The 21,942-nt window shown below is 61.4% G+C and carries 15 protein-coding genes, 3 tRNA genes and 1 pseudogene; 11 read left to right on the top strand and 8 right to left on the bottom strand.

All coding sequences use genetic code 11. The features are described from left to right. Positions 1 to 26 precede the first annotated feature (26 nt). Both HDE76_RS20695 and HDE76_RS03070 read left to right on the top strand, forming a co-directional pair. Positions 27 to 316 (top strand): annotated as a pseudogene (locus tag HDE76_RS20695) (glycoside hydrolase domain-containing protein); the annotation flags it as partial. 609 nt (positions 317 to 925) lie between these two features. Further along, entirely contained in the window at positions 926 to 3,928 is a 3,003-nt protein-coding gene (locus HDE76_RS03070; protein WP_184505342.1) for a TonB-dependent receptor, read from the top strand. Between the two features lie 432 nt (positions 3,929 to 4,360). Here HDE76_RS03070 and HDE76_RS03065 read toward each other — a convergent pair whose 3' ends face one another. Next, positions 4,361 to 5,812 (bottom strand): bifunctional 2-methylcitrate dehydratase/aconitate hydratase, encoded by a 1,452-nt coding sequence (locus HDE76_RS03065; RefSeq protein ID WP_179476848.1) that lies wholly within the window; start codon positions 5,810 to 5,812, stop codon positions 4,361 to 4,363. A gap of 392 nt (positions 5,813 to 6,204) precedes the next feature. Here HDE76_RS03065 and HDE76_RS03060 point away from each other — a divergent pair, with 392 nt between their 5' ends. Next, complete coding sequence (locus HDE76_RS03060) at positions 6,205 to 6,585, top strand: HU family DNA-binding protein (RefSeq protein ID WP_179476847.1); 381 nt, start codon at positions 6,205 to 6,207, stop codon at positions 6,583 to 6,585. Between the two features lie 135 nt (positions 6,586 to 6,720). On the opposite strand, the gene HDE76_RS03055 is transcribed toward HDE76_RS03060, so the two are convergent. The 3 genes from HDE76_RS03055 to ppsA form a co-directional block, all read right to left on the bottom strand. Further along, a complete protein-coding gene (locus tag HDE76_RS03055; protein WP_184505340.1) occupies positions 6,721 to 8,112 on the bottom strand; it encodes an outer membrane protein transport protein in 1,392 nt (463 codons plus the stop codon). 137 nt (positions 8,113 to 8,249) lie between these two features. After that, positions 8,250 to 9,050 (bottom strand): TetR family transcriptional regulator, encoded by an 801-nt coding sequence (locus HDE76_RS03050; RefSeq protein WP_179476845.1) that lies wholly within the window; start codon positions 9,048 to 9,050, stop codon positions 8,250 to 8,252. A gap of 303 nt (positions 9,051 to 9,353) precedes the next feature. Then, the gene (ppsA, locus tag HDE76_RS03045) at positions 9,354 to 11,726 is read right to left on the bottom strand and encodes a phosphoenolpyruvate synthase (RefSeq protein ID WP_184505338.1); all 2,373 of its coding nucleotides are present in this window, start codon (positions 11,724 to 11,726) and stop codon (positions 9,354 to 9,356) included. A 223-nt stretch (positions 11,727 to 11,949) separates the two neighbouring features. Here ppsA and HDE76_RS03040 point away from each other — a divergent pair, with 223 nt between their 5' ends. Together HDE76_RS03040 and HDE76_RS03035 are read left to right on the top strand one after the other, a co-directional pair. Continuing rightward, positions 11,950 to 12,771, top strand: a complete 822-nt coding sequence (locus HDE76_RS03040; RefSeq protein WP_184505336.1) for a pyruvate, water dikinase regulatory protein — start codon at positions 11,950 to 11,952, stop codon at positions 12,769 to 12,771. A gap of 44 nt (positions 12,772 to 12,815) precedes the next feature. Beyond that, positions 12,816 to 13,283, top strand: coding sequence for a DUF1249 domain-containing protein (locus HDE76_RS03035; protein ID WP_179476842.1), 468 nt, complete (start codon positions 12,816 to 12,818; stop codon positions 13,281 to 13,283). An 80-nt stretch (positions 13,284 to 13,363) separates the two neighbouring features. On the opposite strand, the gene HDE76_RS03030 is transcribed toward HDE76_RS03035, so the two are convergent. From HDE76_RS03030 to HDE76_RS03020, 3 genes are all read right to left on the bottom strand, one after another. Beyond that, positions 13,364 to 13,440, bottom strand: a tRNA-Asp gene (locus HDE76_RS03030). A gap of 66 nt (positions 13,441 to 13,506) precedes the next feature. After that, positions 13,507 to 13,582: transfer RNA gene (locus tag HDE76_RS03025), tRNA-Glu, on the bottom strand. 9 nt (positions 13,583 to 13,591) lie between these two features. Continuing rightward, positions 13,592 to 13,667: transfer RNA gene (locus HDE76_RS03020), tRNA-Ala, on the bottom strand. A 191-nt stretch (positions 13,668 to 13,858) separates the two neighbouring features. Between HDE76_RS03020 and HDE76_RS03015 the strand changes: the two genes are divergently transcribed. From HDE76_RS03015 to HDE76_RS02995, 5 genes are all read left to right on the top strand, one after another. Then, on the top strand, positions 13,859 to 15,610 hold the full coding sequence (locus tag HDE76_RS03015; protein ID WP_184505334.1) for a cation:proton antiporter: 1,752 nt from the start codon (positions 13,859 to 13,861) through the stop codon (positions 15,608 to 15,610). Positions 15,611 to 15,795: 185 nt separating this feature from the next. Then, positions 15,796 to 16,578, top strand: a complete 783-nt coding sequence (locus HDE76_RS03010) for an FKBP-type peptidyl-prolyl cis-trans isomerase (protein ID WP_179476840.1) — start codon at positions 15,796 to 15,798, stop codon at positions 16,576 to 16,578. 148 nt (positions 16,579 to 16,726) lie between these two features. Next, a complete protein-coding gene (locus HDE76_RS03005) occupies positions 16,727 to 18,076 on the top strand; it encodes a UDP-glucose/GDP-mannose dehydrogenase family protein (protein WP_184505707.1) in 1,350 nt (449 codons plus the stop codon). Positions 18,077 to 18,080: 4 nt separating this feature from the next. Beyond that, complete coding sequence (locus HDE76_RS03000; protein WP_184505332.1) at positions 18,081 to 18,305, top strand: SlyX family protein; 225 nt, start codon at positions 18,081 to 18,083, stop codon at positions 18,303 to 18,305. Positions 18,306 to 18,351: 46 nt separating this feature from the next. Next, positions 18,352 to 18,948 (top strand): DUF2058 family protein, encoded by a 597-nt coding sequence (locus HDE76_RS02995; RefSeq protein ID WP_179476838.1) that lies wholly within the window; start codon positions 18,352 to 18,354, stop codon positions 18,946 to 18,948. A gap of 69 nt (positions 18,949 to 19,017) precedes the next feature. Here HDE76_RS02995 and HDE76_RS02990 read toward each other — a convergent pair whose 3' ends face one another. Further along, positions 19,018 to 21,117, bottom strand: coding sequence for a 3-hydroxyacyl-CoA dehydrogenase NAD-binding domain-containing protein (locus HDE76_RS02990; protein WP_179476837.1), 2,100 nt, complete (start codon positions 21,115 to 21,117; stop codon positions 19,018 to 19,020). A 315-nt stretch (positions 21,118 to 21,432) separates the two neighbouring features. Here HDE76_RS02990 and HDE76_RS02985 point away from each other — a divergent pair, with 315 nt between their 5' ends. Then, positions 21,433 to 21,927, top strand: a complete 495-nt coding sequence (locus tag HDE76_RS02985) for a hypothetical protein (RefSeq protein WP_179476836.1) — start codon at positions 21,433 to 21,435, stop codon at positions 21,925 to 21,927. Positions 21,928 to 21,942: the final 15 nt, after the last annotated feature.

The following is a 21,942-nucleotide window of genomic DNA, read 5'->3' as shown; positions in this document are numbered from 1 at the left end:
CTGCGTGCGATCAGGCGCTGGCGTTTGCCAGCCAGCTCAACCAGCGCGACATCTATGCCTACATGCAGTTGTTCGGCGGGCCGCGGATTTTTCGAGCGCAAGCTGGACGAGCTTTTCACTACCAGTTCGGTACTGCCCCGCGGATGCGCCGCCGGACATTGCCGGCATGGTCGGTCAGTACGCGCACGGCAACGAGCCCAGCCATTACCTGTATGCCTACATCGGCGCGCATCACAAGACCCAGGCTCGCGTCAGGTCGTTGATGGCCGCGGATGGCCTTGCCGGCAACGAGGACTGTGGCCGGATGAGCGCATGGAGTCTGTATGCGGTCGATCGGCGGCACGCCGGAGTTTTACAGGCGGGGGCTTTGCCCAATTGTCGCCGGCATCGATCCCGCGGATCGTCCGCCTGCTTTCGGCCAGTCGGCGGTCGCAGGGCATTCCATGGAAGGCATGAGCGTGGTTCCTGCGCGCAGCCATCCCATCAACGGCAATGCTGTGACGAACACTATGGCTCTGCGGCAGAGTGCAGGTTCTTTCGGCCGAGCTGGACTCTGACCGGTCGGGAGGCACTGCTGTTGCGACAGCGCATCCCGCCCCTGCATTTTCCTGGTTCTGCGCGGATCGATAGCTCTGCTGCGGTGGGGCTTGCCACGATCCAAACGAAAGCTTTATGCTCGTCATCAGCAAATATGAATTCTGTATTTATATTTAAATGACGTGTGCGGGGGACATACGTGCCGCTCGGCCGGATGCTGGCGTCTGCATGACGCGTGGGGCTCGTCATGTGCGGCTGCCATAGCCATCGCATAAAAAACGAAAAAGTTTGCAGGGCGCCGCAAGGCATTCAAGGGCCGGCTTCGATTCGGGATCGAGGCCGGCAAACACCATAAAACACAATAGATTTTCACGGGGAGGTGTCAATCATGAAACGCTTTTGCTGCACCCGCAGGGTTCTTGCCAGTTCGTTGGCGTTGGCGCTGGCGACACCGCTGGCCTTTGCGCAGACGTCAGCTTCACCGTCCGGCGATCAGCCGGCCACGCAACAAGATGCTTCGGCGAAAAAGTCCAAGCCCACCACGCTGGACAAGGTGATTGTCACCGGATCGATGATTCCGCGTGTGGATATCGAGGGCAATGCGCCCGTGGTTACTTACACCGGCGCGCAGATCAAGCAGCAGGGCTTCACGACGCTGTGGGAGTTCCTGGATTCGTTGCCGCAGATGGGGCCTCAGGTGCAGGACGCGTCTTCATATGGCGCCACGGCAGTTAATGCGCGCCCGCTCAACTTGCGTGGCCTGGGCCCGCAGTTTAGCTTGCTGCTGATCGATGGCCATCGTGTGGTGGATTACCCGCAGCCGTTTTACGCACACAGCAACTTCCAGAACTACAGCAACATTCCCACCGGCATGGTTGAACGTGTCGAGATCCTCGCTTCCGGCGCTTCATCGATTTACGGTTCGGACGCGGTGGCGGGCGTAGTCAACGTGATCCTGAAGAAGAACTATCAGGGCAGCGACCTGCAGGTGACCGGTGGTGGCGCGCAGCGCGGTGGGCGTGCCTACGGCGACGTCAACTTCTTCGGCGGTCAGTCCGGCGACAACTGGAAAATCCTCTACAACGTGGAAAAGTCCAACCGTACGCCGTTGTGGGGCAGGGATCGTTCCTACCAGGATTCGGTGGCCGATGCCGGCTACGGTTCATGGAGCCCGGCTTCGCGCATGTTCGGCTATCAGTACGATGCGGCCAGCGCCGTTGCCCTTTCCGTGAAGGACGGCAACGGCCAGTACATCACGCCGCCCACGGGCACCTGTGGCAAGTTCACCAACTCGCAGCTGAGCCAGTCGCATTCGGTGTCCACCAATGGGACACAGATCACCGGCGTGACCAATAATGGCTATTACTGTTCGCAGCCCACATTGTGGCAGGACTGGGTTTTGACGCCGGGTAGCCGCAGCAACAATGGTTACCTATCAGGCGAATATGATTTCGCCAATGGTCTGCAGCTTTACGGCTCGGCGGCTCTGTACGAGACGGTGGGTACTTCCAATACCCAGTTGTGGGGCGAGAGTACGGGCCAATTCTACGATCAGACCACGGGGCAGGTCATCAGCAATGCCGTCCGCCAGTTTACCGCGCAGGAGATCGGCACGTCGGGCAACACGCATGATCGTGAGGAGAACTGGAACATCACGACCGGCCTGCGCGGCACCGTGTTCGACGGCAAGTTCAACTGGGACTTGAGCCTCAATACCCAGAAGTACACCGTGCGCGAGGATTACACGGCCTTCAACCAGACGGCCACGAACAATTTCTTCCTCGGCAAGCAACTGGGCACCACCGCCGCCGGTCTGCCTATTTATGCCTTTAACTGGCAGCAGTGGTGGAACCCCATCACGCCGCAGCAGTACAGCCAGTTCGCGGTCAATGGCGAGGACACTGCCTCGTCGTGGCTGGACCAGGTGCAGCTTCGCGTCAACGGCGACCTGTTCAAGCTGCCGTGGGTGGACCAGTCGGTGGGCTGGGCCGCGGTGCTGGAAGCCGCGCACAACGGGTATCTGCTTTCGCCTGATGCGCGGGCGGCGAATCCGGCGACTTTCGTGAACCCGTTCTTTTCAGACAATACCGGTGGGGGCACCCGCCAGCGCTATTCGCTGGGTACGGAGTTCCGCGTGCCGGTGCTGGATTCGCTGACCTGGACCATCTCCGGTCGATTGGACAAGTACAACGACGCCAGCCGTGCCGACGTGGCGCGCACCTGGGGTACGGGTCTCGAGTGGCGTCCGTATAATGGCTTGCTGCTCCGCGGCAGCTACGGCACCAACTTCAAGGCGCCGGATATGCAAGCTGTTTACGCGACCGGTTCGACGTCCCCTGTGGGCGACTATACCGATCCGTTGCGATGCATCAATGACATCAAGGCGGGCATAAACAACAGTACGTGGTGCAGCACCGTGCAGCGCCCGTCATCGCAGTACTACACCTTGTCCACGCAAGGCAGCCGTCTGCTGGAGCCGGAGACAGGGCATTCCTGGACGTATGGTTTCGTATGGCAGGTGCCGGGCGTGGAAGGCCTGTCTGCATCCGCCGACTACTGGCATATGGGCGTGGACAACGCCATCGAGTACCTCGACAAGGCTACCGTGCTGAACGACGAGGCGGGTTGCCTTACCGGCTTGCAGCCGAACGGTTCGTCCGGTTTGTCGCCGTACACCGCGCACGTGCAGGGTTCGGCGTACTGCTCGATGGTGACCCAGATGGTTCAGCGCAATGCGGCCGGCCAGATCATCTCGGAACAATCCGGTCCGATCAATGAGGCTTCGCTGTACGTGAGCGGCATAGACGCCTCGCTGGACTACAAGTGGCACAGCGACGATTATGGCGACTTCACCACCGGCATCAACTACACCGACAATCTCGCGTTCAAGCAGCGCGTGCTGGCCTCCGATCCGCTGTTGAACACGCGTTATCAGAATCCGGCGAGCCGGGTTTCGTGGATCGGCAATTGGCACAAGGGTGACTGGAACTTCTCGCTCTCTGGCGTGCGAGTGGGCAGCGTGCGTGCTCCCAACTACGGCGGTTGCGACACGTTGCCCAACGGTATCCAGCCGGGCGCGGTCACAGCCACGGCGGCTAACGGCACGGTCTACAGCACCGGTGTTTGCACGGTGCAGCAGGATGGCAACACCGTGCCTGTTGCGGACACCACGTACACGGGGCGCATCCCGCCGTGGATCACCTGGAATACCGCGATCAGCTGGCAAATCAACCCCGGGACCAAGGTCAGCTTCACGGTGTCCAACGTCTTCAACAAGGTTGCGTCGATCCCGTATTACGCCGGCGGCTTCGAGTACGTCCCGACGAACCAGTCCGCGGATGAATACACCGGTCGCGAAATGTTCCTGACGTTCGATTACAAGTTCAACTGATCCTTGCTGGTTGGATATCCTCCCGCGCCCCGGCTCTGCCGGGGCGTTTTTTATGTCGATTGATGACAGCCGCGGTCTTTCATGCGGCGTCTGCCGACCGAACGCGCACGCGGCAGCGCGGCTATTCCTTCCGTGCTGCCGTCCGCCGTGCCAATCGATTCGTGGTCGCCGCTACGGTTGCGGTTCGAGCAGTCGATACTGTTTCTCGACGCCGACCCACGATGCCTCGTCGTCGGTGCGCGCCCACAATCCACTCTCGCCGCAAGGCACCAAACCGGATTGAATACGTCAGCCTGCTGTTCGGCGGCAACCGCAAGACTCTGGTGTTGGATGGCCGGACAGTAAAAAAGGCAGCAGACAAACGAAGGATCCCGGCAGTCGCCGGGATCCTTCGTGCTTTATGAGCTTTGCGCTGGTGGGCGGCTGCGCTCGTTAGATGACGTACATATCCATGTAGGCGTTGACCGGAAGCGCCTCGAGCTTCTTCTGGTCGAGCGACACGTCGAGGATGGCCTGCTGCTGTTTGGCGGGAAAGCGCCGCGCCAGATTGATGCGGAATTTTTTCTCCAGCAGCGGAATGCCGTCGGCGCGGCGGCGGCGGTGCCCGATCGGATACTCCACCACGATTTCGTCCAGTCGGCTGCCGTCGTTGAATTCCACGGTCAGTGCGTTGGCGATGCTGCGCTTGTCCGGGTCGTGGTAGTCCTTCGTGAACTGCACGTCTTCCACGCAGTCGATCTTGTCGCGCAGCACGTCGATGCGAGGATCAGCCGCCACTCCGTCTTCGTAGTCGCTGGCGGTGAGGTTGCCGAAGATCAGCGGCACGGCCACCATGTACTGGATGCAGTGATCGCGATCGGCTGGATTGTTGAGTGGGCCTTTCTTGTCGATGATGCGGATGCACGCTTCGTGCGTGCGGATGGTGATCTTCTTGATGTCGTCGACGGTCTTGCCGGCTTTGGCAAGTTGCCCATGCAGGGTGACGGCGGCCTCCACCGCGGTCTGGCTGTGGAACTCGGCCGGAAAGCTGATCTTGAACAGCACGTTTTCCGACACGTAGCTGCCGTACGTGCGCTGGAAAGCGAAGGGCTTGCCCTTGAACAGCACATCGTAAAAGCCCCAGGTCGGCGCGGTCAGCACCGAGGGGTAGCCCATCTCACCGGTCTTGGCGATCAGCGCCAGTCGCACGGCGCGGCTGGTGGCATCGCCGGCCGCCCAGCTCTTGCGGCTGCCAGCGTTCGGTGCGTGGCGATAGGTGCGCAGGCTCTGCCCATCGACCCAGGCCAGCGACACGGCCGCCAGTGTTTCCTCGCGCGTTAGACCAAGCAGGCTCGACACCACGGCGGTGGAGGCAACCTTGACCAGCACCACGTGATCGAGTCCCACGCGGTTGAACGAGTTTTCCAGCGCGATCACGCCCTGGATTTCGTGCGCCTTGATGATGCCGGTGAGCACGTCGCGCATGACCAGCGGCGGCTTGCCCGCGGCGATATTGTTGCGACTGATCCAGTCGGCCACAGCCAGAATGCCGCCGAGATTGTCCGAGGGGTGGCCCCATTCGGCAGCCAGCCAGGTGTCGTTGAAATCGAGCCAGCGGATCATCGCACCAATATTGAAGGCGGCCTGGATGGGATCGAGCTGGAACTGCGTACCCGGCACCTTGGCGCCGTTTGGCACCGTGGTGCCCGGTACAACCGGTCCGAGCAACTTGGTGCAGGCCGGATATTCAAGCGCTTCCAGGCCGCAACCGAGCGTGTCGATGAGAATATTGCGCGCAGTGTCATAGGCCAGCGTGGAGTTGACGCTGTAGTCGAGCGCGTAGTCGACGATGTCGACCAGGACTTGGTCCCAGTCGGGTCTGACGTTGCTGATGTGGCTGGTCATGGGTGTCCTTCGGATACGGAAACAGTGGATGCAGCTGGCACAGGCGTGGGAAGAGCTAGCCAAGGCGCCGCGCCACCGGATACGCAATTTTGCCATCGATGTGCGATTCAATACAGTGCGGCGCCGGATTCGACCTGGCGAGCTACGGACTCTGCGAGCACGATGATCGACTGCACACTGGGCATTCCAAAACGGGAGCCAAGCGCGATGTACGGATAGCTGCGCATCCACTCGCTTCTTGGCGGCTCACTCGCTAATCTTGCGGTTCCGAGCGAAAAACCGGGCGTTGAGCCCTTCATGGCGTTTTATCCGTTTGGAAAACAACCCAAGTTGTCCTACATTGCGCTAGCCGCAAAAGTGGCTCATTGAACCTATAAATCCCGGGGAATCACATGGCAAAAGCTAAGAAAGCTGCACCTGCAAAAGCCGCGACCAAGAGCGCGTCGCCGGCTGCTCACAAACCCATCAAGGAAGTCTTGAACAAGACTGGCCTGGTTGCCCATATTTCCGAAACGAGCGGCGTGGTGCCCAAAGACGTTCGCGCCGTGTTGGCGGCACTCGAAGGTGCGGTAGCGGGCTCGGTGCACAAGAAAGGCGCCGGTTCGTTCACCCTGCCGGGCCTGCTGAAGATCTCCGCCGTGCACGTGCCGGCCAAGGCCAAGCGCAAGGGCATCAACCCCTTCACCAAGGAAGAGCAGTGGTTCGCGGCCAAGCCGGCATCGATCAAGATCAAGGTGCGTCCGCTGAAGAAGCTGAAGGACGCCGCTGCCTGAGAAATCCGTCTGCGCCGCTGATCTGTCAATTCGATAGAGGCTGCCAGATGGGCAGGTCGCGAAGCTGGGTCGTCAGGCCCATAAAAAGAAGGGCCGCTTTCGCGGCCCTTCTTTTTTTTTGCGACGAGTAGCGGCTTACTTGAACGCGTACGTACCGGTCAGACTGACCACATCGCCGTGATCCTTGAAGTAGCCCACGGCAGTACCGGCACCCAGGGCGACCGGGTTGGTGAGGTTGATCGGCGTGTTGCTGACGAACTGGTGCTGATAGCCAAGATCGAACGACACACGTTGCGTGGCCTGATAGCCGACGCCCAGGCCGACGATGCGGCGCGAACCGTCAGGGATGCGTGGGTCGCGGCTGATGATATTGGTCGGCGATTCGTCGTAGCCGACGCCGGCACGCAGCGTCCACTGATCGTTGAGTTTATAGTCGCCGCCGATGGAGTAGCTGAACGTGTCCTTGTATTTTTCCGGCAGGGATACGAGGGTCTGACCTTCCGAAATCAGATTCAGCTGCGCGAAGTTGGACCAGTCTGTCCAGTTCACCGATGCGGCGAGGCTGAACTGGTCGTTGAACTTGTGCAGCCAGTCGACGCCGGCGAAGGCTGGCGTATCCAGCGGTGCGCTGGCCGATGCGCCGGCCGGATTCAGCGTCGGCAAACCGGCGTTCGGAAACACGACGGGAGCAAGCGTGAGCAACTGCAGGCTGGCGGCGGGACCGTACAGTTTGTAATTGCCGCTGAGCGTCTGCTGCACGCGCGAGTGATAATTGACGTCGATGCTGTCCTGCTGGGTCGGCTTCCACTCGAAGCCGCCGAAGTAGCCGAAAGCGAAGCGCTTTTTCACATCGACGTTCAGCTGCACGTCGCCGCTCTGAGGGGCGCCGAGAATCGGGGCGCCGAACAGGGCTGCGGCCGAACCGTAAGGGTCGAGCTGGGTGTTGAGCTGCGCCTTGGTTCGCTGTCCTTCGATGCCCGCACCGATTGAAAACTCGTCATTGACCTTGAAACCGGCCGATAGGCTCACGGCAATGGACTGGAGACTGGTATAGGTGCCGAAGTAGCGGCCCTGCCAAGTCGGGTTGTACTTGCTGACCAGACCGTAGGGGACGGTAACACTGCCGCCAATGGTCAGTCGGTCATTGACCGGAAGCGCCCAGGCGATATCCGGGAACGGAATGAAACGGCCAAAGCCGTTCGGATTGTTGCCCGTGGTCGGATTGCCCTGCTGATCCTTGAACTGACCCTGGAATTCCGCGCTCGGACGAATGCCGGTGCCGGTGACCTGAATCATGGGCGCATCGAAGAACGCCATGGCGGCAGGGTTGTTGTAGGCGGCGGTGACGTCATCGGGGAACAGCGAGCCACCGGCGCCGGCGCGGCCCCAGCCGGCTGCGTTGGTGGTCGGCAGCTGGAAGGAGCCGGCCTGCGCGCAGAGCGGCAGCGACAGCGCGGAAACGACGGCGAGGGCGAGACTGGCCTTTGCGCCGAAGCGGATGAAGCTTTGCGAGGTTTGACGGTTCACGGTGGTTCTCCTGTGACGACAATCTGAAGTGATGCTCCAGAACAAAAGTCGTGTGGTGGGACTGAAACGATTGGGGAGCAGGCGACGGGGTCAGCGGTAGCATCGTCGCTTACAAGCGTTTGAACTATTGTTTTTATTTAGAGGGCCAGCCTCCCTTCCTTGAGCCATTCCAGAACGCCCGGCGTCGGCTGCGTGTCGCTGCCGGGTTCCGCGATTGCCTTGCGAGCGGCTTCGGCGGTCGCGTCATCGAGTTGCAGCACCTGTTCGATGACCCGGATCTGGGCCGGGCTGCCGAACGGTGCGGTGAGTATGGGTGAGATGAGCGAGATCAAACGGGCGAGCAGTTCGCCATCATTGATCGTCTCGCCCATGCTGAGGTCGTCGATCAGCTTCTGCATGTCTTCGCCGGCAAGAATGCCCGACAGCGCCTTCAGGCCAAAATGCAGCCGTAGGCCGAGTTCACTGCGCGGCAGGTCGGGCAGGGTGCGCGAAAAGGCTTCGAAAAAACGCCCGAAAATTGGCCGATAATGCTCCTGTAAATAGGCGCGGATAAACGGTGAGCGATCGCTGTAGACGCGACCGAGCAGGCGCATGAACGATTTGCCGCCGACGCTCTCATGGCTGATCCGAAACGCCGGAATGAACAGCATGGCGAATACGGCGGTGGCATCCGTGTCCTGCGGCCACTGTTTTTCGCAACTGCTCAGTAGATTCAGCCGTTCGAGATTCAGGCGGTCGAGCCGCTGCGAAAGCAGCTCGTGCATCAAGGCTTCCTTGCTGCCGAAGTGGTAGTTCACCGCGGCGAGATTGGCGTGCGCCTTGGCCGTGACCTGGCGCAGCGACATCGCCTCGTACCCGCATTCGATAAACAGTGCCTCGGCCGCTTCGAGCAAGCGCCTGCGCGTATCGCTCGCACTGGAGCGCAGCGGCGCGCTCACGCGGCCGCTGTCCCTGAGTGCTGGCGTACACGTATCGGCATGGCATTCAAATCTCGGATTCAAACATGTGTGTGAACGTTAAATGGCGCATCCTTTGGCAGCAAGCTGCAGCGCACTAAAGTCTTTCAAAGCGGCTCGCAAGGCCTTGCCCGCGTTGCCGATTCCTGAAAATGCCGCTGTGCAAGCGATGCCGGGGCGAGATGGGCTCCAGCGCGTTCAGTCGGGCAGAAAAAAGGGATGAGCCCAAGCTCATCCCTTGTTGCGGTGCAGCGATAAGTCGGTTCAGTTACAGCCGGTTTTCGCTCAGCCAGCCTTCTTTTTGGCCAGCCGCAGCCACGTGTCGACCACGGTATCGGGATTCAGCGACACCGATTCGATGCCCTGATCCATCAGCCATTCGGCTAGATCCGGGTGATCGGACGGGCCCTGGCCGCAGATGCCGATGTACTTGCCCTTCGCTCGGGCCGTCTTGATCGCCATGGCGAGCAGCTTCTTGACCGCCGGATCGCGCTCGTCGAACAGGCCGGCGACGATGCTGGAGTCGCGATCGAGGCCGAGCGTGAGCTGGGTCAGGTCATTGGAGCCGATCGAGAAGCCGTCGAAGATGTCGAGGAACTCATCAGCCAACAGTGCGTTGGATGGGACCTCGCACATCATGATCACCTTGAGGCCGTGCTCGCCCTGGACGAGTCCGTTCTTCTTCAGAACCTCGATGACCTTCTTGCCTTCGTCCAGCGTGCGCACGAACGGAATCATCACCCAGACGTTGTCCAGGCCCATCACTTCGCGCACGTGCTTGACCGCCTTGCACTCGAGGCCAAAGGCATTGGCAAAGCTTGGGTCGACGTAACGACTGGCGCCGCGGAAGCCGATCATCGGGTTCTCTTCGTGCGGTTCGTAACGCGAGCCACCGAGAAGGTTGGCGTATTCGTTCGACTTGAAGTCCGACATGCGGACGATCACCGTTTTCGGATAAACCGAGGCGGCGATGGTGGAGATGCCTTCGGCCAGACGATCGACGTAGAAGCTCACGGGATCCGCATAACCGGCGATACGCTCGTCGATCTTGGCCTTAGTCGCGGCATCCTGTTTGGCATATTCGAGTAGCGCCTTGGGATGTACGCCGATATGGCTGGCGATGATCATCTCCAGCCGCGCCAGGCCGATGCCGGCGTTCGGCAGCATGCCGAAGTCGAACGCGCGATCGGGGTTGGCCACATTCATCATGATCTTCAGCGGCGCCTCGGGCATGTCGCCCAGATCGGCGGTGATCCGCTCGAACTTCAGAATGCCCTCGTAGATCGTGCCGGTATCGCCCTCGGCACAGGAGACAGTGACGTCGGCGCCGTCGGGAATCTTCTCCAGCGCGTTGCCGGTGCCTACCACGGCCGGCACGCCCAGTTCGCGCGCGATGATCGCGGCGTGGCAGGTGCGACCGCCGCGATTGGTGACGATCGCCGCAGCACGCTTCATCACCGGTTCCCAGTCGGGATCGGTCATGTCGGCGATCAGCACGTCGCCCGGCTGCACCTTGTTCATGTCGGCCAGGGTGCGGATGACGCGTGCCTTGCCGGCGCCGATCTTCTGGCCGATCGAACGACCTTCGGCCAGCACCTTGCCCTTTTCGCCGAGGTGGAAACGCTCCAGCTGGGTAGCATGCGCGCGCGACTTCACCGTTTCCGGGCGTGCCTGCACGATGTACAGCTTGCCGGTGTTGCCGTCCTTCGCCCACTCGATATCCATCGGGCGACCGTAGTGCTTTTCGATGATCAGCGACTGCCGCGCGAGCTCCTCGACGTCGCTGTCGGCGATGCAGAACTTGTTGCGCAGTTCGGCCGGCGTGTCTTCGGTGCGCACGCGTTCGCCGGCTGCGCTGGAATAGACCATGCGCAGCTGCTTGGAGCCGAGGTTGCGACGCAGCACCGCCGGCTTGCCCGCGTTCAACGTCGGCTTGAATACATAAAATTCGTCGGGATTGACCGCACCCTGCACGACCATTTCGCCCAGGCCATACGAGCCGGTGATGAACACCACATCACGGAAACCCGACTCGGTGTCCAGCGTAAACAGCACGCCCGACGCGCCCACGTCCGAGCGCACCATCAGCTGCACGCCGGCCGACAGAAACACGTCGTCGTGCTTGAAGCCCTGGTGTACGCGATAGGAAATCGCGCGGTCGTTGTAGAGCGAGGCGAAGACTTCCTTCACCTTGTGCAGCACGTCGTCGATGCCGACCACGTTGAGAAAGGTTTCCTGCTGACCGGCGAACGAGGCGTCCGGAAGATCTTCCGCGGTGGCGGAGGAGCGTACAGCGACAGCGATGTCGTCGCTTCCGGCGTCCTTGCAAAGCTTGATGTAAGCATCGCGAATCGCCTGTTCGAGTTCTGCGGGCAGCGCCGTGTCGACGATCCAGCTGCGGATTTCCTTGCCGGCGGCCACCAACGTATCGACGTGATCGACGTCCAGACCGTCCAGGCGCTGCTGGATGCGTTTGGCCAGTCCGCTCTTTTCCAGATACTGCTGGAAGGCGTCGGCCGTCGTGGCGAAACCACCCGGGACCGAGACGCCAAGCTTGGCAAGGTTGCCGATCATTTCGCCGAGGGATGCGTTCTTGCCGCCGACCTTGCCCAGGTCGGTCATACGCAGTTGGTCAAGCCATAGCACCAGATCGTTCAAGGGTGTCTCCTCAAGAGCGCGGTAAAAAGTGGGATTGGTGCAGGATGCAGTTACAAAGCGGGCTGCAAAGGACTGGTATTGTCCGCTGCCGGTGATGCGCAGCACAAGAAGACCATTCTATTGACGGGCCACTCCAACTGCATACCAGTCAGCGCACAGTCAATCGGCGACAGCCTTTGGTGCTTGCGCTAAGGTGCGAACAGGCTCATCAAATCGATCAGGCGTGGCCATGCAGCGAACCGTTTTCTTCATCTCCGACTCCACTGGTATCACGGCAGAGACCATCGGCAACAGCATCCTGGCGCAATTCGAGGGCGTGCAGTTCGACAAGCATCGGCTGGCCTTCATCGATGACGCACGCAAAGCCGAGGCGGCGTCGCTGCGGATCAAGACGCACTACGCGCAGACCGGCGAGCGGCCGATTGTGGTCAACACCATGGCCGATCGTGCGCTATGCGACCTGGTCGCTGAAAGCGGCGCACTGATGCTAGATGTCTTTGCGCCGTTTATCGGTCCGCTGGAAGAAGAGCTGGGCGCGAAGCGCTCCGGTGCTGTGAATCGCTCGCACGGCATGGTCGATTTCGAAAAGTACGAGGCGCGCATCAATGCGACCAACTATGCCCTGACCCACGACGACGGCAGGGATTTCGACTACAGCAAGGCGGATTTGATTTTGGTGGGCGTGTCGCGCTCGGGCAAAACGCCGACCTGTCTCTACATGGCCTTGCATTACGGTGTCAGCGCCGCCAACTATCCGCTCACCGATGACGATCTGGACAAACTCGAGCTGCCGCGTCGGCTCGTGCCGCACAAAGACAAACTGTTCGGCCTCACCATCGATCCACAGCGATTGGCGCAGATTCGCGAGCAGCGCCTCGCGGGTAGCCAGTACGCCACGCTCAAGCAGTGTCGCTGGGAGCTGGAGCAGGCTGACAAGCTGATGCGCCACGCGGGCATCTCCAGCCTCAATACGACGCACGTGTCGATCGAGGAAATCGCCAGCAAGATCTTCTCCCGCTTCGGCATCGAGCGGACCATGTTCTGATCAGGCCGCATGGATCTGCAGCCGCCAAGGAATTTCCGATACCGATGATTGCCTCACCCCGCCGACCCCATCTGCTGCCCGGGCGCTTCGAGTTCCTGATGGGGCTGTATGCGGAAAATTATCATCGGCTGGCGCGGCTGTTCGGGCCGCAGGATCTGAGCCCCGGGCACTACATCTCGAATGTGGACGACCACTTGGATGTGCATCTGCATCTTCAGGAGGTGCACCCGTATACGATGGAGCTTGAGCTCACCTACGACTTTGTCGACGCGCACACGGGTCAGCGTTCGCCGTCGGCGCAGCTGCGCATGTATACCGACGCACACGTGGCCGAAGCGCTGCATTGCCATCCGGGGCGGCATCTATGGCAAGTGCTCGGTCCATTTCCGGCGGCCACGACCGTTTTTCAGCATCGCCTGCGGATGAACAGTTTTCTGTCGCGCTGGCTGGAGTATCTGAGCGAGCAGGGGCATTCGATCGGGACGCTGGTTCGCCAGGAGTCGGACATCTGAGGGGACGTGACGTCGAGTTGCCCCGCAGGAGCCCAAATGGCGCGCAACAAAAAACCCGCGCTAGGCGGGCTTTCCATTGGTGGCGGAGCGGACGGGACTCGAACCCGCGACCTCCGGCGTGACAGGCCAGCATTCTAACCAACTGAACTACCGCTCCCCAGTTTCCAACAGCTACTTTCCAGCAACAGCATTTACAACATCTTCCAGCACTTGCGAGTCAACTTGGCGTCCCCACGGGGATTCGAACCCCGGTCGCCACCGTGAAAGGGTGATGTCCTAGGCCTCTAGACGATGGGGACAATTCAAGTTGGTGGAGCCAGGCGGGATCGAACCGCCGACCTCCTGCATGCCATGCAGGCGCTCTCCCAGCTGAGCTATGGCCCCGCTGCTGGAAGCCCGGAAGAATAGGTCCGAGTCACATATCCGTCAAGACTTTTTTACGTTCGGCGATGAAGAAATGAAATCGGCCCTGCGGCGCGTCGATCCATCAGAGTCGCTGACGATGCTCACGACCAAAGACCAAAACGCAGCACTTCGTTTAAGCTGCCAGTGACTTTGGATGTTGCGGACAAGGCATGCACGAAATCGGTTTTATTCGCGACCTTGCCATGGTGATGCTCGTGGCCGGCGCCACGACAATTCTTTTTCAGCGCCTGCGGCAACCCGTCCTGCTGGGATACATCCTGGCCGGCGTGCTGATCGGTCCGCATACACCCGGCATGCTGGTGGCCGATCCGCAGGCGATCGACGATATTTCCAATCTCGGTGTCGTGCTGCTGATGTTTACGCTGGGTCTGGAGTTCAGCGTGCGCAAGCTGCGCGAGGTCGGCGTCAGCGTGCTCGCGGTCGCGGTCGCGGAAGTCGGCCTGATGATGTGGATCGGCGTCGGCCTCGGTGGCCTGTTCGGCTGGAAGGGGATGGACGCGCTGTTTCTCGGCGCGGTTATCGCGCTGTCCTCGACCATGGTGGCGACGCGCACCTTGTCCGAGAGCGGCCAGCGGCACAAGCCGTTTGCCAAGCTGGTAGTGGGGCTGCTGGTGGCCGAGGACATGCTCACCATCGTGATGCTGACCCTGCTCACCGCCGTCGCGATCGGCGGCTCGGTCAAGGCGGAAACCGCATTCACGCTGATCGGCCATCTGGGGCTTTTCGTCGTGGTCGGTATGATTCTCGGTCTGCTGCTGCTGCCGCGGCTGGTGGACTATGTCGCCGGTTTCGGCCGCGACGAAACGCTGCTGGTCAGCGTGCTCGGCATCTGTTTCGGCGCGAGCCTGCTTGCGGTGTGGATGGGCTTCAGCGTGGCGCTGGGTGCCTTTCTGGCCGGCGCGGTGGTAGCGGAGTCGCAGAGCGTCAATCGGGTGATGCGGCTGATCGAGCCCTTGCGCGACATGTTCGCTGCGCTATTTTTCGTGGCGATCGGCCTGAAGATCGATCCGGTGATGCTGGTGCAGTACGCGCTGCCCGCACTGCTGATTGCCGTAGTCGTCATCGTCGGCAAAACGCTGGCCTGCAGCCTCGGCATCTTTATCGTTGGCCATGATGCACGCACCTCACTGCGTTCGGGTTTGGGCATGGCGCAGATCGGCGAATTTTCCTTTGTGATTGCCACCCTGGGGCTGTCGCTGCACGTTATCAGCGACTTTATCTATCCGATCGCAGTTGCCGTATCGGTGGTCTGTATGGCGGCTTCGCCGTACCTGTCGCGTTCGGCCGATGCGCTGGCCAATGGCCTTCGCACGGTCACTCCGCGATCGGTGCGGCTGCTGGCCACGAGTTACAGCGGTTGGCTGGAAAACCTGAAACCCGTCAATGAAAACGCCGCCATCGCGGCGATCTTTCGGCGATTGCTCTGGCATATCGCGGTGAATGTGCTGCTGGTCGTGGCGCTTTTCATCGGTGGTGCCTACATCAACGCGCACAACTGGGACTGGTTCTCGCTGTTCGGCATCGGACGCGATCTGCGGCATACGGTGATCTGGGCCTGCGCGCTTTTTCTGTCGCTGCCGATGCTGATAGCCGTGTATCGCAAGGCCGAAGCGTTGGGCATGCTGCTGGCCGAGCTCGGCATACGCGAGCGCTTTACCGGCTCTTATACGCAGGCGATTCGCAGCGTGCTGGCGCGAATCATTCCACTGGCAACCCTGTTCGCGCTGGCGCTGCTGGTCGGGGCGCTAGGTTCGGCGATTCTGCCGCCTCGCGGCGTGGCGCTCTCGCTGGTGCTGGTCGGGCTGGTCTTGGCGATAGTGCTGTGGCGAGGCATGGTGAAGATGCACGCGCGATTGCAGGCGGCGCTGAAAGAGACGTTGGAGAAGCCGGCGCCGCCGTGAAGTTAAGTCGTGGTGACGACTGCCCCACGCACGCCGGGGGACGCACCGTGAACCTTTATGCTGACTGACGGTCACTGCATGGCGACGTTGCCAAGATTGGACTAGCGCCTCACAATGTGGGGCCTGCCTCCATTGGGGGGGCCCGGTTGGCAATGCCGGCAAAACCAAACACGAGGGAGTTACGAATGAAGCAATTTCTGCGTCCCACGCTGACAGCGGCCGCAATGGCCGTTGCGCTGGGCATGACTGCGAGCGTGTACGCCCAGGCTGCCAAACCCGGCGCCGCCGCCACGGGCACGGTCGACAAGGCAAAGGCCAGCTACGTTGTGGGTTGGGAGATCGCTTCCCAGGTTCCACCGATCATGCGCGATGAGCTGGATGCAGCGGCCGTCGGTCGTGCCGTGCAGTCTGCGCTGTCCGGTCAGAAGCCGACCATGAGCGATGCCGAGGCCAAGCAGGTGCACGATGCCTTCATGGCCAAGATCCAGGCCAAGTATCAGGCCGAGATGGTTCGTGTCGGTGCCAAGAACAAGGCCGAAGGCGATGCTTTCCTTGCCAAGAACAAGAGCGCGCCGGGTGTAAAGACCACGGCGTCGGGCCTGCAGTATCAGGTGATCAGCCAGGGTACGGGCGCTCGCCCGGGTCCGAATGACACCGTGCAGATCGAGTACACCGGCACGTTTGTCAACGGTCAGGTCTTCGATGCCTCGGCTAAGCACAACCCGCCGGGCCCGGCTTCGATTCCGCTCGCTGGCGTGATCCCCGGCTTCCGCGAAGGTCTGCAGCTGATGCAGGTTGGCGGTCATTACAAGCTTTTCATCCCGTCCACGCTGGCCTATGGCGCCGAGCCGCAGCCGCCGATGCCGCCGAACGCCACGCTGATCTTCGACGTGACCCTGGTCAAGACGGGCCCGACGCCGGCTGGTGCCGCACCGGGTGCCGCACCTCCGGCTCCAGGCGGTCAGTAAGTAACAGATCCGAGTTTGACCAAACTCGAAACGGCAAGGGCGCGAAGCGATTCGCGCCCTTTGCTTTTTGGCCGGCAGTCATTCGATGCGTTAACCGCAGCTGGGTAGAATGTCGGGCTGAAACTTTAGAGAAGTCGCCCCACTCATGATGAAGATCACCATTTTCGGTACCGGCTATGTGGGACTCGTCACCGGCGCCTGCCTGGCCGAAATGGGCAATCAGGTTGTTTGCGTCGACATCGATAGGGCAAAGGTCGAACGCTTGAAGCACGGTGAAATTCCGATCTACGAGCCAGGCCTGGAAGCCATCGTCAGGCGCAACCACGCCAGCGGCCAGCTGGATTTCACTACCGAAGCGGCGTCGGCCATTGCCCATGGCGACATCATTTTTATCGCGGTGGGTACGCCGCCGGATGAGGATGGCAGCGCCGATCTGAGCTATGTGCTGGAGGTGGCTCGTTCGATCGGCAGCCATCTGAATCGCTACGCGGTCGTGGTCAACAAGTCGACGGTGCCGGTTGGCACTGCCGATCGCGTGCGTATTGCCGTCCGTGCCGAGCTAGCCACGCGCGACGCCAATGTCGAGTTCGACGTGGTATCCAACCCGGAATTCCTGAAAGAAGGCGCGGCGGTGGAGGACTGCCTGCGCCCTGACCGCATCATCGTGGGCGCGTCCAGCGAGCGCGCCGTGGCGGTGCTGCGCAAACTGTATGCGCCGTTCAATCGCAATCACGACCGCATGGTGGTGATGGATGAGCGTTCGGCCGAGCTGACCAAGTACGCCGCCAACGCGATGCTGGCAACCAAGATCAGTTTCATGAACGAGATCGCCAACATCGCCGAGCGCGTCGGTGCCGACGTGGAGCTGGTGCGTCAGGGCATCGGTTCGGATCCACGTATCGGCTACCACTTCATTTACCCCGGCGCGGGCTACGGCGGCTCGTGTTTTCCCAAGGACGTGCAGGCGCTCGAGCGCACCGCCCGCAGCTACGGTTACGACGCGCAGCTGCTGACGGCCGTGGAAGCGGTCAATCGGCAGCAGAAGGACAAATTGTTTGAGCTGATCGCGCGCCATTTCAATGGCGCGTTGAACGGACGCACCATTGCCTTGTGGGGGCTGGCGTTCAAGCCCAATACCGACGACATGCGTGAAGCCTCCAGCCGCTTTCTGATGGAGGCCCTGTGGAAGGCGGGCGCTAAGGTTCGCGCGTTCGATCCGCAGGCTAGCGAGGAAACGCAGCGGCTGTATGGCGATCGTGCCGATCTGGTGCTTTGCCCAAACGCGTACGAGGCGCTGCAAGGTGCCGACGTACTGGCCGTGGTCACCGAATGGAAAGCGTTTCGCAGCCCGGATTTTCAGCGCATCGGCAGCCTGCTCGCCGAGCGGGCGATTTTCGATGGACGCAATCTCTACGACCCGGCCGCAGTGGAAGATGCCGGCTTAGCGTATTACGGCATCGGTCGCGGCCGCAGTCTGCAATCGAACGCGCAGGTATGAACTCATGAATGCATCTAACGATACGCTCGAACAGCGGCTGACCGACATGGAGGTCAAGCTCACCTTTATCGATGACACGGTGCACGCGCTGGCATCGGCCGACGCCGATCAGTCCGTGCGCATCGCTTCGCTGGAACGCGCGCTGCGCGATTTGCGCGGCGAGCTTTCATCGATGCGCATCGGCAACGCGGACGACCCGCACAGCGAGCCGCCACCGCCGCATTATTGATTTCAGACAACGCCCAGACCCTCGACTTCGATCACGGATAGCCAGCATGGCCGATTCTCTCCGCGACCTGCTGCTGAAAAGCGGCATCGTCAAACAGCTGCACGACAGCAAGCCCAAGCCGCCGCCGCAAAGCGGCCGGCCTGCACACAAGGGTGCCAAGCCGGCGAACGCCGGGGGAAAGTCGCATTCGTCGCAGAATAAAAACACGTCGCGACCGCCGAGCAAGGATCAAAGCGACATCGATCTGGCCAAGGCTTACGCAATCCGCGCGCAAACCGAAGCCAGCGAGCGCAAGCGCATCGAGCAGGCGGCCGCCGAGCAGGCTCGGCTGAAGCGCGAGCGCAAGCTGAAGATTCAGCAGTTGCTCGAAGGCAAGACGCTCAACAAGCCCGATGCCGATCAGCCGCGCAATTTCGAGTACGGCGGCAAGATCCGTCGCGTGCACGTGGATGACGCTCAGCTGGTGGCGCTCAATGCCGGCGAGCTCGGCGTGGTGCAGCAGGCGGGTCGCTATTTTCTGGTTACGCGCGATATTGCCGAACAGGTGCGTGCGATCGATCCGCAGCAGCTGGCACTGCTGGTCGAACCGGGCAGCACGGGCGGCATTGCCGAAGACGGCGTGCCCGACGACCTGATGTGGTGAGCGGCGCCAATCGCTCTCAATAAACCGCCCGGCGCATGGCCGGGCTCTTTATTGGATGATCGATGCCAATCAGGCCGCTGCCGTAGCCAACGATGCGGCCTGCTGATCGAGCGTCTGTGGGGCGAGCGCGGGATGATCCCAGCCCTGCTTGGGAAGAAAGCGATCGCCGTAGCGTTTGGCCAGTTGTTCCAGCCGCTGCTTGAGCTTGTCGGCGCCTTCGGTGCGAACGTACTGGATCGGGCCGCCTCGGAACGGCGCAAAGCCGGTGCCGAAGATCACGCCGGCGTCGAGCAGGTCGGCGTCGTCGACCACGCCATCGGCGAGACAGGCGATCGCTTCGTTGACCATCGGCAGAATCATGCGCTCCTGCAGGTCGGGCGGCATGATGTACTCCTTGTCGACCTCGGGCTTCTGCGGCTTGCCTTCGCTCCAGGTATACAGGCCCTGGCCGTCCTTCTTGCCGCGCTTGCCGACTTCCATCTTGTCTTCCAGACCCGGCGGGACTTCCAGCTTAAGGAAGGGCGCCAGCTCCTTGCCGACCGATGCGCAGACGTCCAGACCGACGGTATCGGCCAGTTCGATCGGACCCATCGGCATGCCGAATTTCTTCGCTTCGCGATCCAGCACGGGGCCGGGCACACCTTCGCTGTAGAGCCGCATCGCTTCGAGCAGGTAGGGCATCAGAATGCGGTTGACCAGAAAACCCGGCGTGCCTTTTACGGCAACGGGCAGCTTGCCGATCGCCTTGCAGAACGCCAGTGCGCGTTTCTCGACGGTCGGATCCAGCTGGTCGTGCCGCACGACTTCGACCAGCGGCATTTGCGCCACCGGATTGAAAAAGTGCAGACCGAGGAAACGCTGCGGTGCAGCCAGCCCCGTGCGCAGTTCGTCGAGCGGAATACTGGAGGTGTTGGTCGCAAGTATCTGGCTGCCTTGGAACTGCGGCTCGATTTTGCCGTAGAGCTCGCGTTTGGCATCGGCGTTTTCAAAAATCGCTTCGATGGCCAGATCGGCGCTGGCCACGCCTGTGCCTTCGACATCGGCGCGCAGGCGACGCGTGGTCTGCTCTATTTTTTCCGGCGTCTTGAGCTTCTTCTCGTACAGTTGGCGCGCACGATCCAGCGCGGGCTGGATGAACTTCATCTCGCGATCCTGCAAGGTCACTTCGAATCCGCGGAAGGCTGCCCAGGCGGCGATGTCGCCACCCATCACGCCGGCACCGACCACATGCACGTGCTTGATCGCGGCATCCACGCCGGCGCCCTGGCTCTTGAGTCGCTCCTGCAAAAAGAAGATGCGGATCAGATTCTGCGCCGTCGATGTTTTCGACAGTTTGGCAACCGAACGCGCCTCAAGCTTCAGCCGCTGGGTGATGCCGGGGCCACCGCGCTTCCACACGTCGATCATGGCGAAGGGCGCGGGGTAATGCTCTTTGCGCACTTTGGCGGCGGTCTGCTTGATCATCACCGGTGCAAGAATCTGACGGGCGAGCCAGGTGTTGGTTGCCCACGCCTTCGCGCGCAGCGCAAACGGGCGTTGTTGCGGTCGACGCAGCAAGTGCTTGGCCTCGGCCAGCAACTCCTCGGGCCGGCACAGGCGATCGACGACGCCCATGCTGAAGGCGCGCTTGGCCGACAGCGCGCGGCCGGTCAGCATGATCGGCATCGCTTCGGTCGCGCCGATCAGTCGGGGCAGTCGTGCGGTGCCACCCCAGCCGGGGTGGATGCCGAGCATCACTTCGGGCAAACCGATCTTGGTCTTTTCATCGTCGGCCGCAATGCGCTGACGGCAGGCGAGAATCAGCTCCGTGCCGCCGCCCATGCATGCCCCGTGGATCGCCGCCACCGTGGGGCAGGGAAGTTTTGCCAGCGCCTCGTAGACGCGCTGGCCGTGCTCGATGTTTTCCAGCACGGTATCGTTCTTGGCATATTCCAGAAATGCCTTGATGTCCGCGCCGACGGCGAACCCTGCGGGCTTGGCCGAATGGATGATCACGCCGGCCGGCTTCTCGATCGCCAGACGCTCGACGATCTGCTCCAGTTCGTTGAGCACCGCGCGCGAAATCGCGTTAACGCTGCTGCCTTCGCGGTCCATGCTCAGGGTGACAATGCCGTCGTCGCTCTGGCTGGTCTTCCAATGGTTGAAACGCAGTCCTTCGAACATAAGCATGCAAACGTCAGTGGGAGAGGTAGGAACCATACCGTTCCGCCGCCTTGATTGCGAGATGTGACCGGTGCACTTGACCGTAAAGTAAAGGCAGTGTGAAATCGCTCTCGTCATTCCTGTGGGTTGTATCGCTGAACGGCACGCCAGAGCTGTTCTGCGCGGGTATGGGCGCAGCCTGCGCCCCGATCGGCTACTGAAAAAGAAGAAAACATCGATGTGCCGTGCTTCTACAGCGCAAGCGCGATACCCGGTCAAGTTTTCGGCCAGTCCACGATTGAACGCGGCATATGCCACCGCCGTTCGAAGGATGGGCAACTCATGTCGTCCGCTATGACCGCCTCGACGCCGCAGGCGGCTGCGGAAATTCTCGACCGCATTATCGATGCGTCCAGCGGACTCGTGCTGCTGGATGGCGCCGACCCGCTGAGCCTGATCGCGCAGTTCCGCGCGGTGTCGCGCAGTACCGGTCAGGCCATGTACCTGTGGCAGCCCGACACCGGTCTGGGAAGCCTGCGCGACGTGCATGTGCGTGTGCCCGACTGCCAACGCCTGGGCAATGCGCTGCGGTACATGCAGCAGAGCATCCATTTCGGCATCTACTTTCTGGTGGGCCTGGAGTTGCCGCTGTCGGCGATGGATGCCACTTTATTGCGCCAGCTGGCGCGCATGCCGAGGGAGCATCTGCGGCGGGTTGTGCTTATCGATGCGCCGGCGGCTCTGGCCGACCACCTGGGCGAATTGGCCGTACGCCTGAACAGTGCCGACAACTCTCCCAGACACTTGCGTCTGCGTGACGGCCGCTGGCTGGCATGAGGCCGCACGCATGAA

Origin of the sequence: Rhodanobacter sp. ANJX3 (genome assembly GCF_014200755.1) — a bacterium.
GTDB lineage: Bacteria > Pseudomonadota > Gammaproteobacteria > Xanthomonadales > Rhodanobacteraceae > Rhodanobacter.
This window is presented reverse-complemented; position numbering and strand designations above follow the sequence as displayed.

Bases quoted from the DNA above. Each gene is read 5' to 3' on its own strand.
- HDE76_RS03070 (WP_184505342.1), top strand. From the start codon at position 926: ATGAAACGCTTTTGCTGCACCCGCAGGGTTCTTGCCAGTTCGTTGGCG.
- HDE76_RS03065 (WP_179476848.1), bottom strand. From the start codon at position 5,812: ATGACCAGCCACATCAGCAACGTCAGACCCGACTGGGACCAAGTCCTG.
- HDE76_RS03060 (WP_179476847.1), top strand. From the start codon at position 6,205: ATGGCAAAAGCTAAGAAAGCTGCACCTGCAAAAGCCGCGACCAAGAGC.
- HDE76_RS03035 (WP_179476842.1), top strand. From the start codon at position 12,816: ATGATTGCCTCACCCCGCCGACCCCATCTGCTGCCCGGGCGCTTCGAG.
- HDE76_RS03015 (WP_184505334.1), top strand. From the start codon at position 13,859: ATGCACGAAATCGGTTTTATTCGCGACCTTGCCATGGTGATGCTCGTG.
- HDE76_RS03010 (WP_179476840.1), top strand. From the start codon at position 15,796: ATGAAGCAATTTCTGCGTCCCACGCTGACAGCGGCCGCAATGGCCGTT.
- HDE76_RS03005 (WP_184505707.1), top strand. From the start codon at position 16,727: ATGAAGATCACCATTTTCGGTACCGGCTATGTGGGACTCGTCACCGGC.
- HDE76_RS03000 (WP_184505332.1), top strand. From the start codon at position 18,081: ATGAATGCATCTAACGATACGCTCGAACAGCGGCTGACCGACATGGAG.
- HDE76_RS02995 (WP_179476838.1), top strand. From the start codon at position 18,352: ATGGCCGATTCTCTCCGCGACCTGCTGCTGAAAAGCGGCATCGTCAAA.
- HDE76_RS02990 (WP_179476837.1), bottom strand. From the start codon at position 21,117: ATGCTTATGTTCGAAGGACTGCGTTTCAACCATTGGAAGACCAGCCAG.
- HDE76_RS02985 (WP_179476836.1), top strand. From the start codon at position 21,433: ATGTCGTCCGCTATGACCGCCTCGACGCCGCAGGCGGCTGCGGAAATT.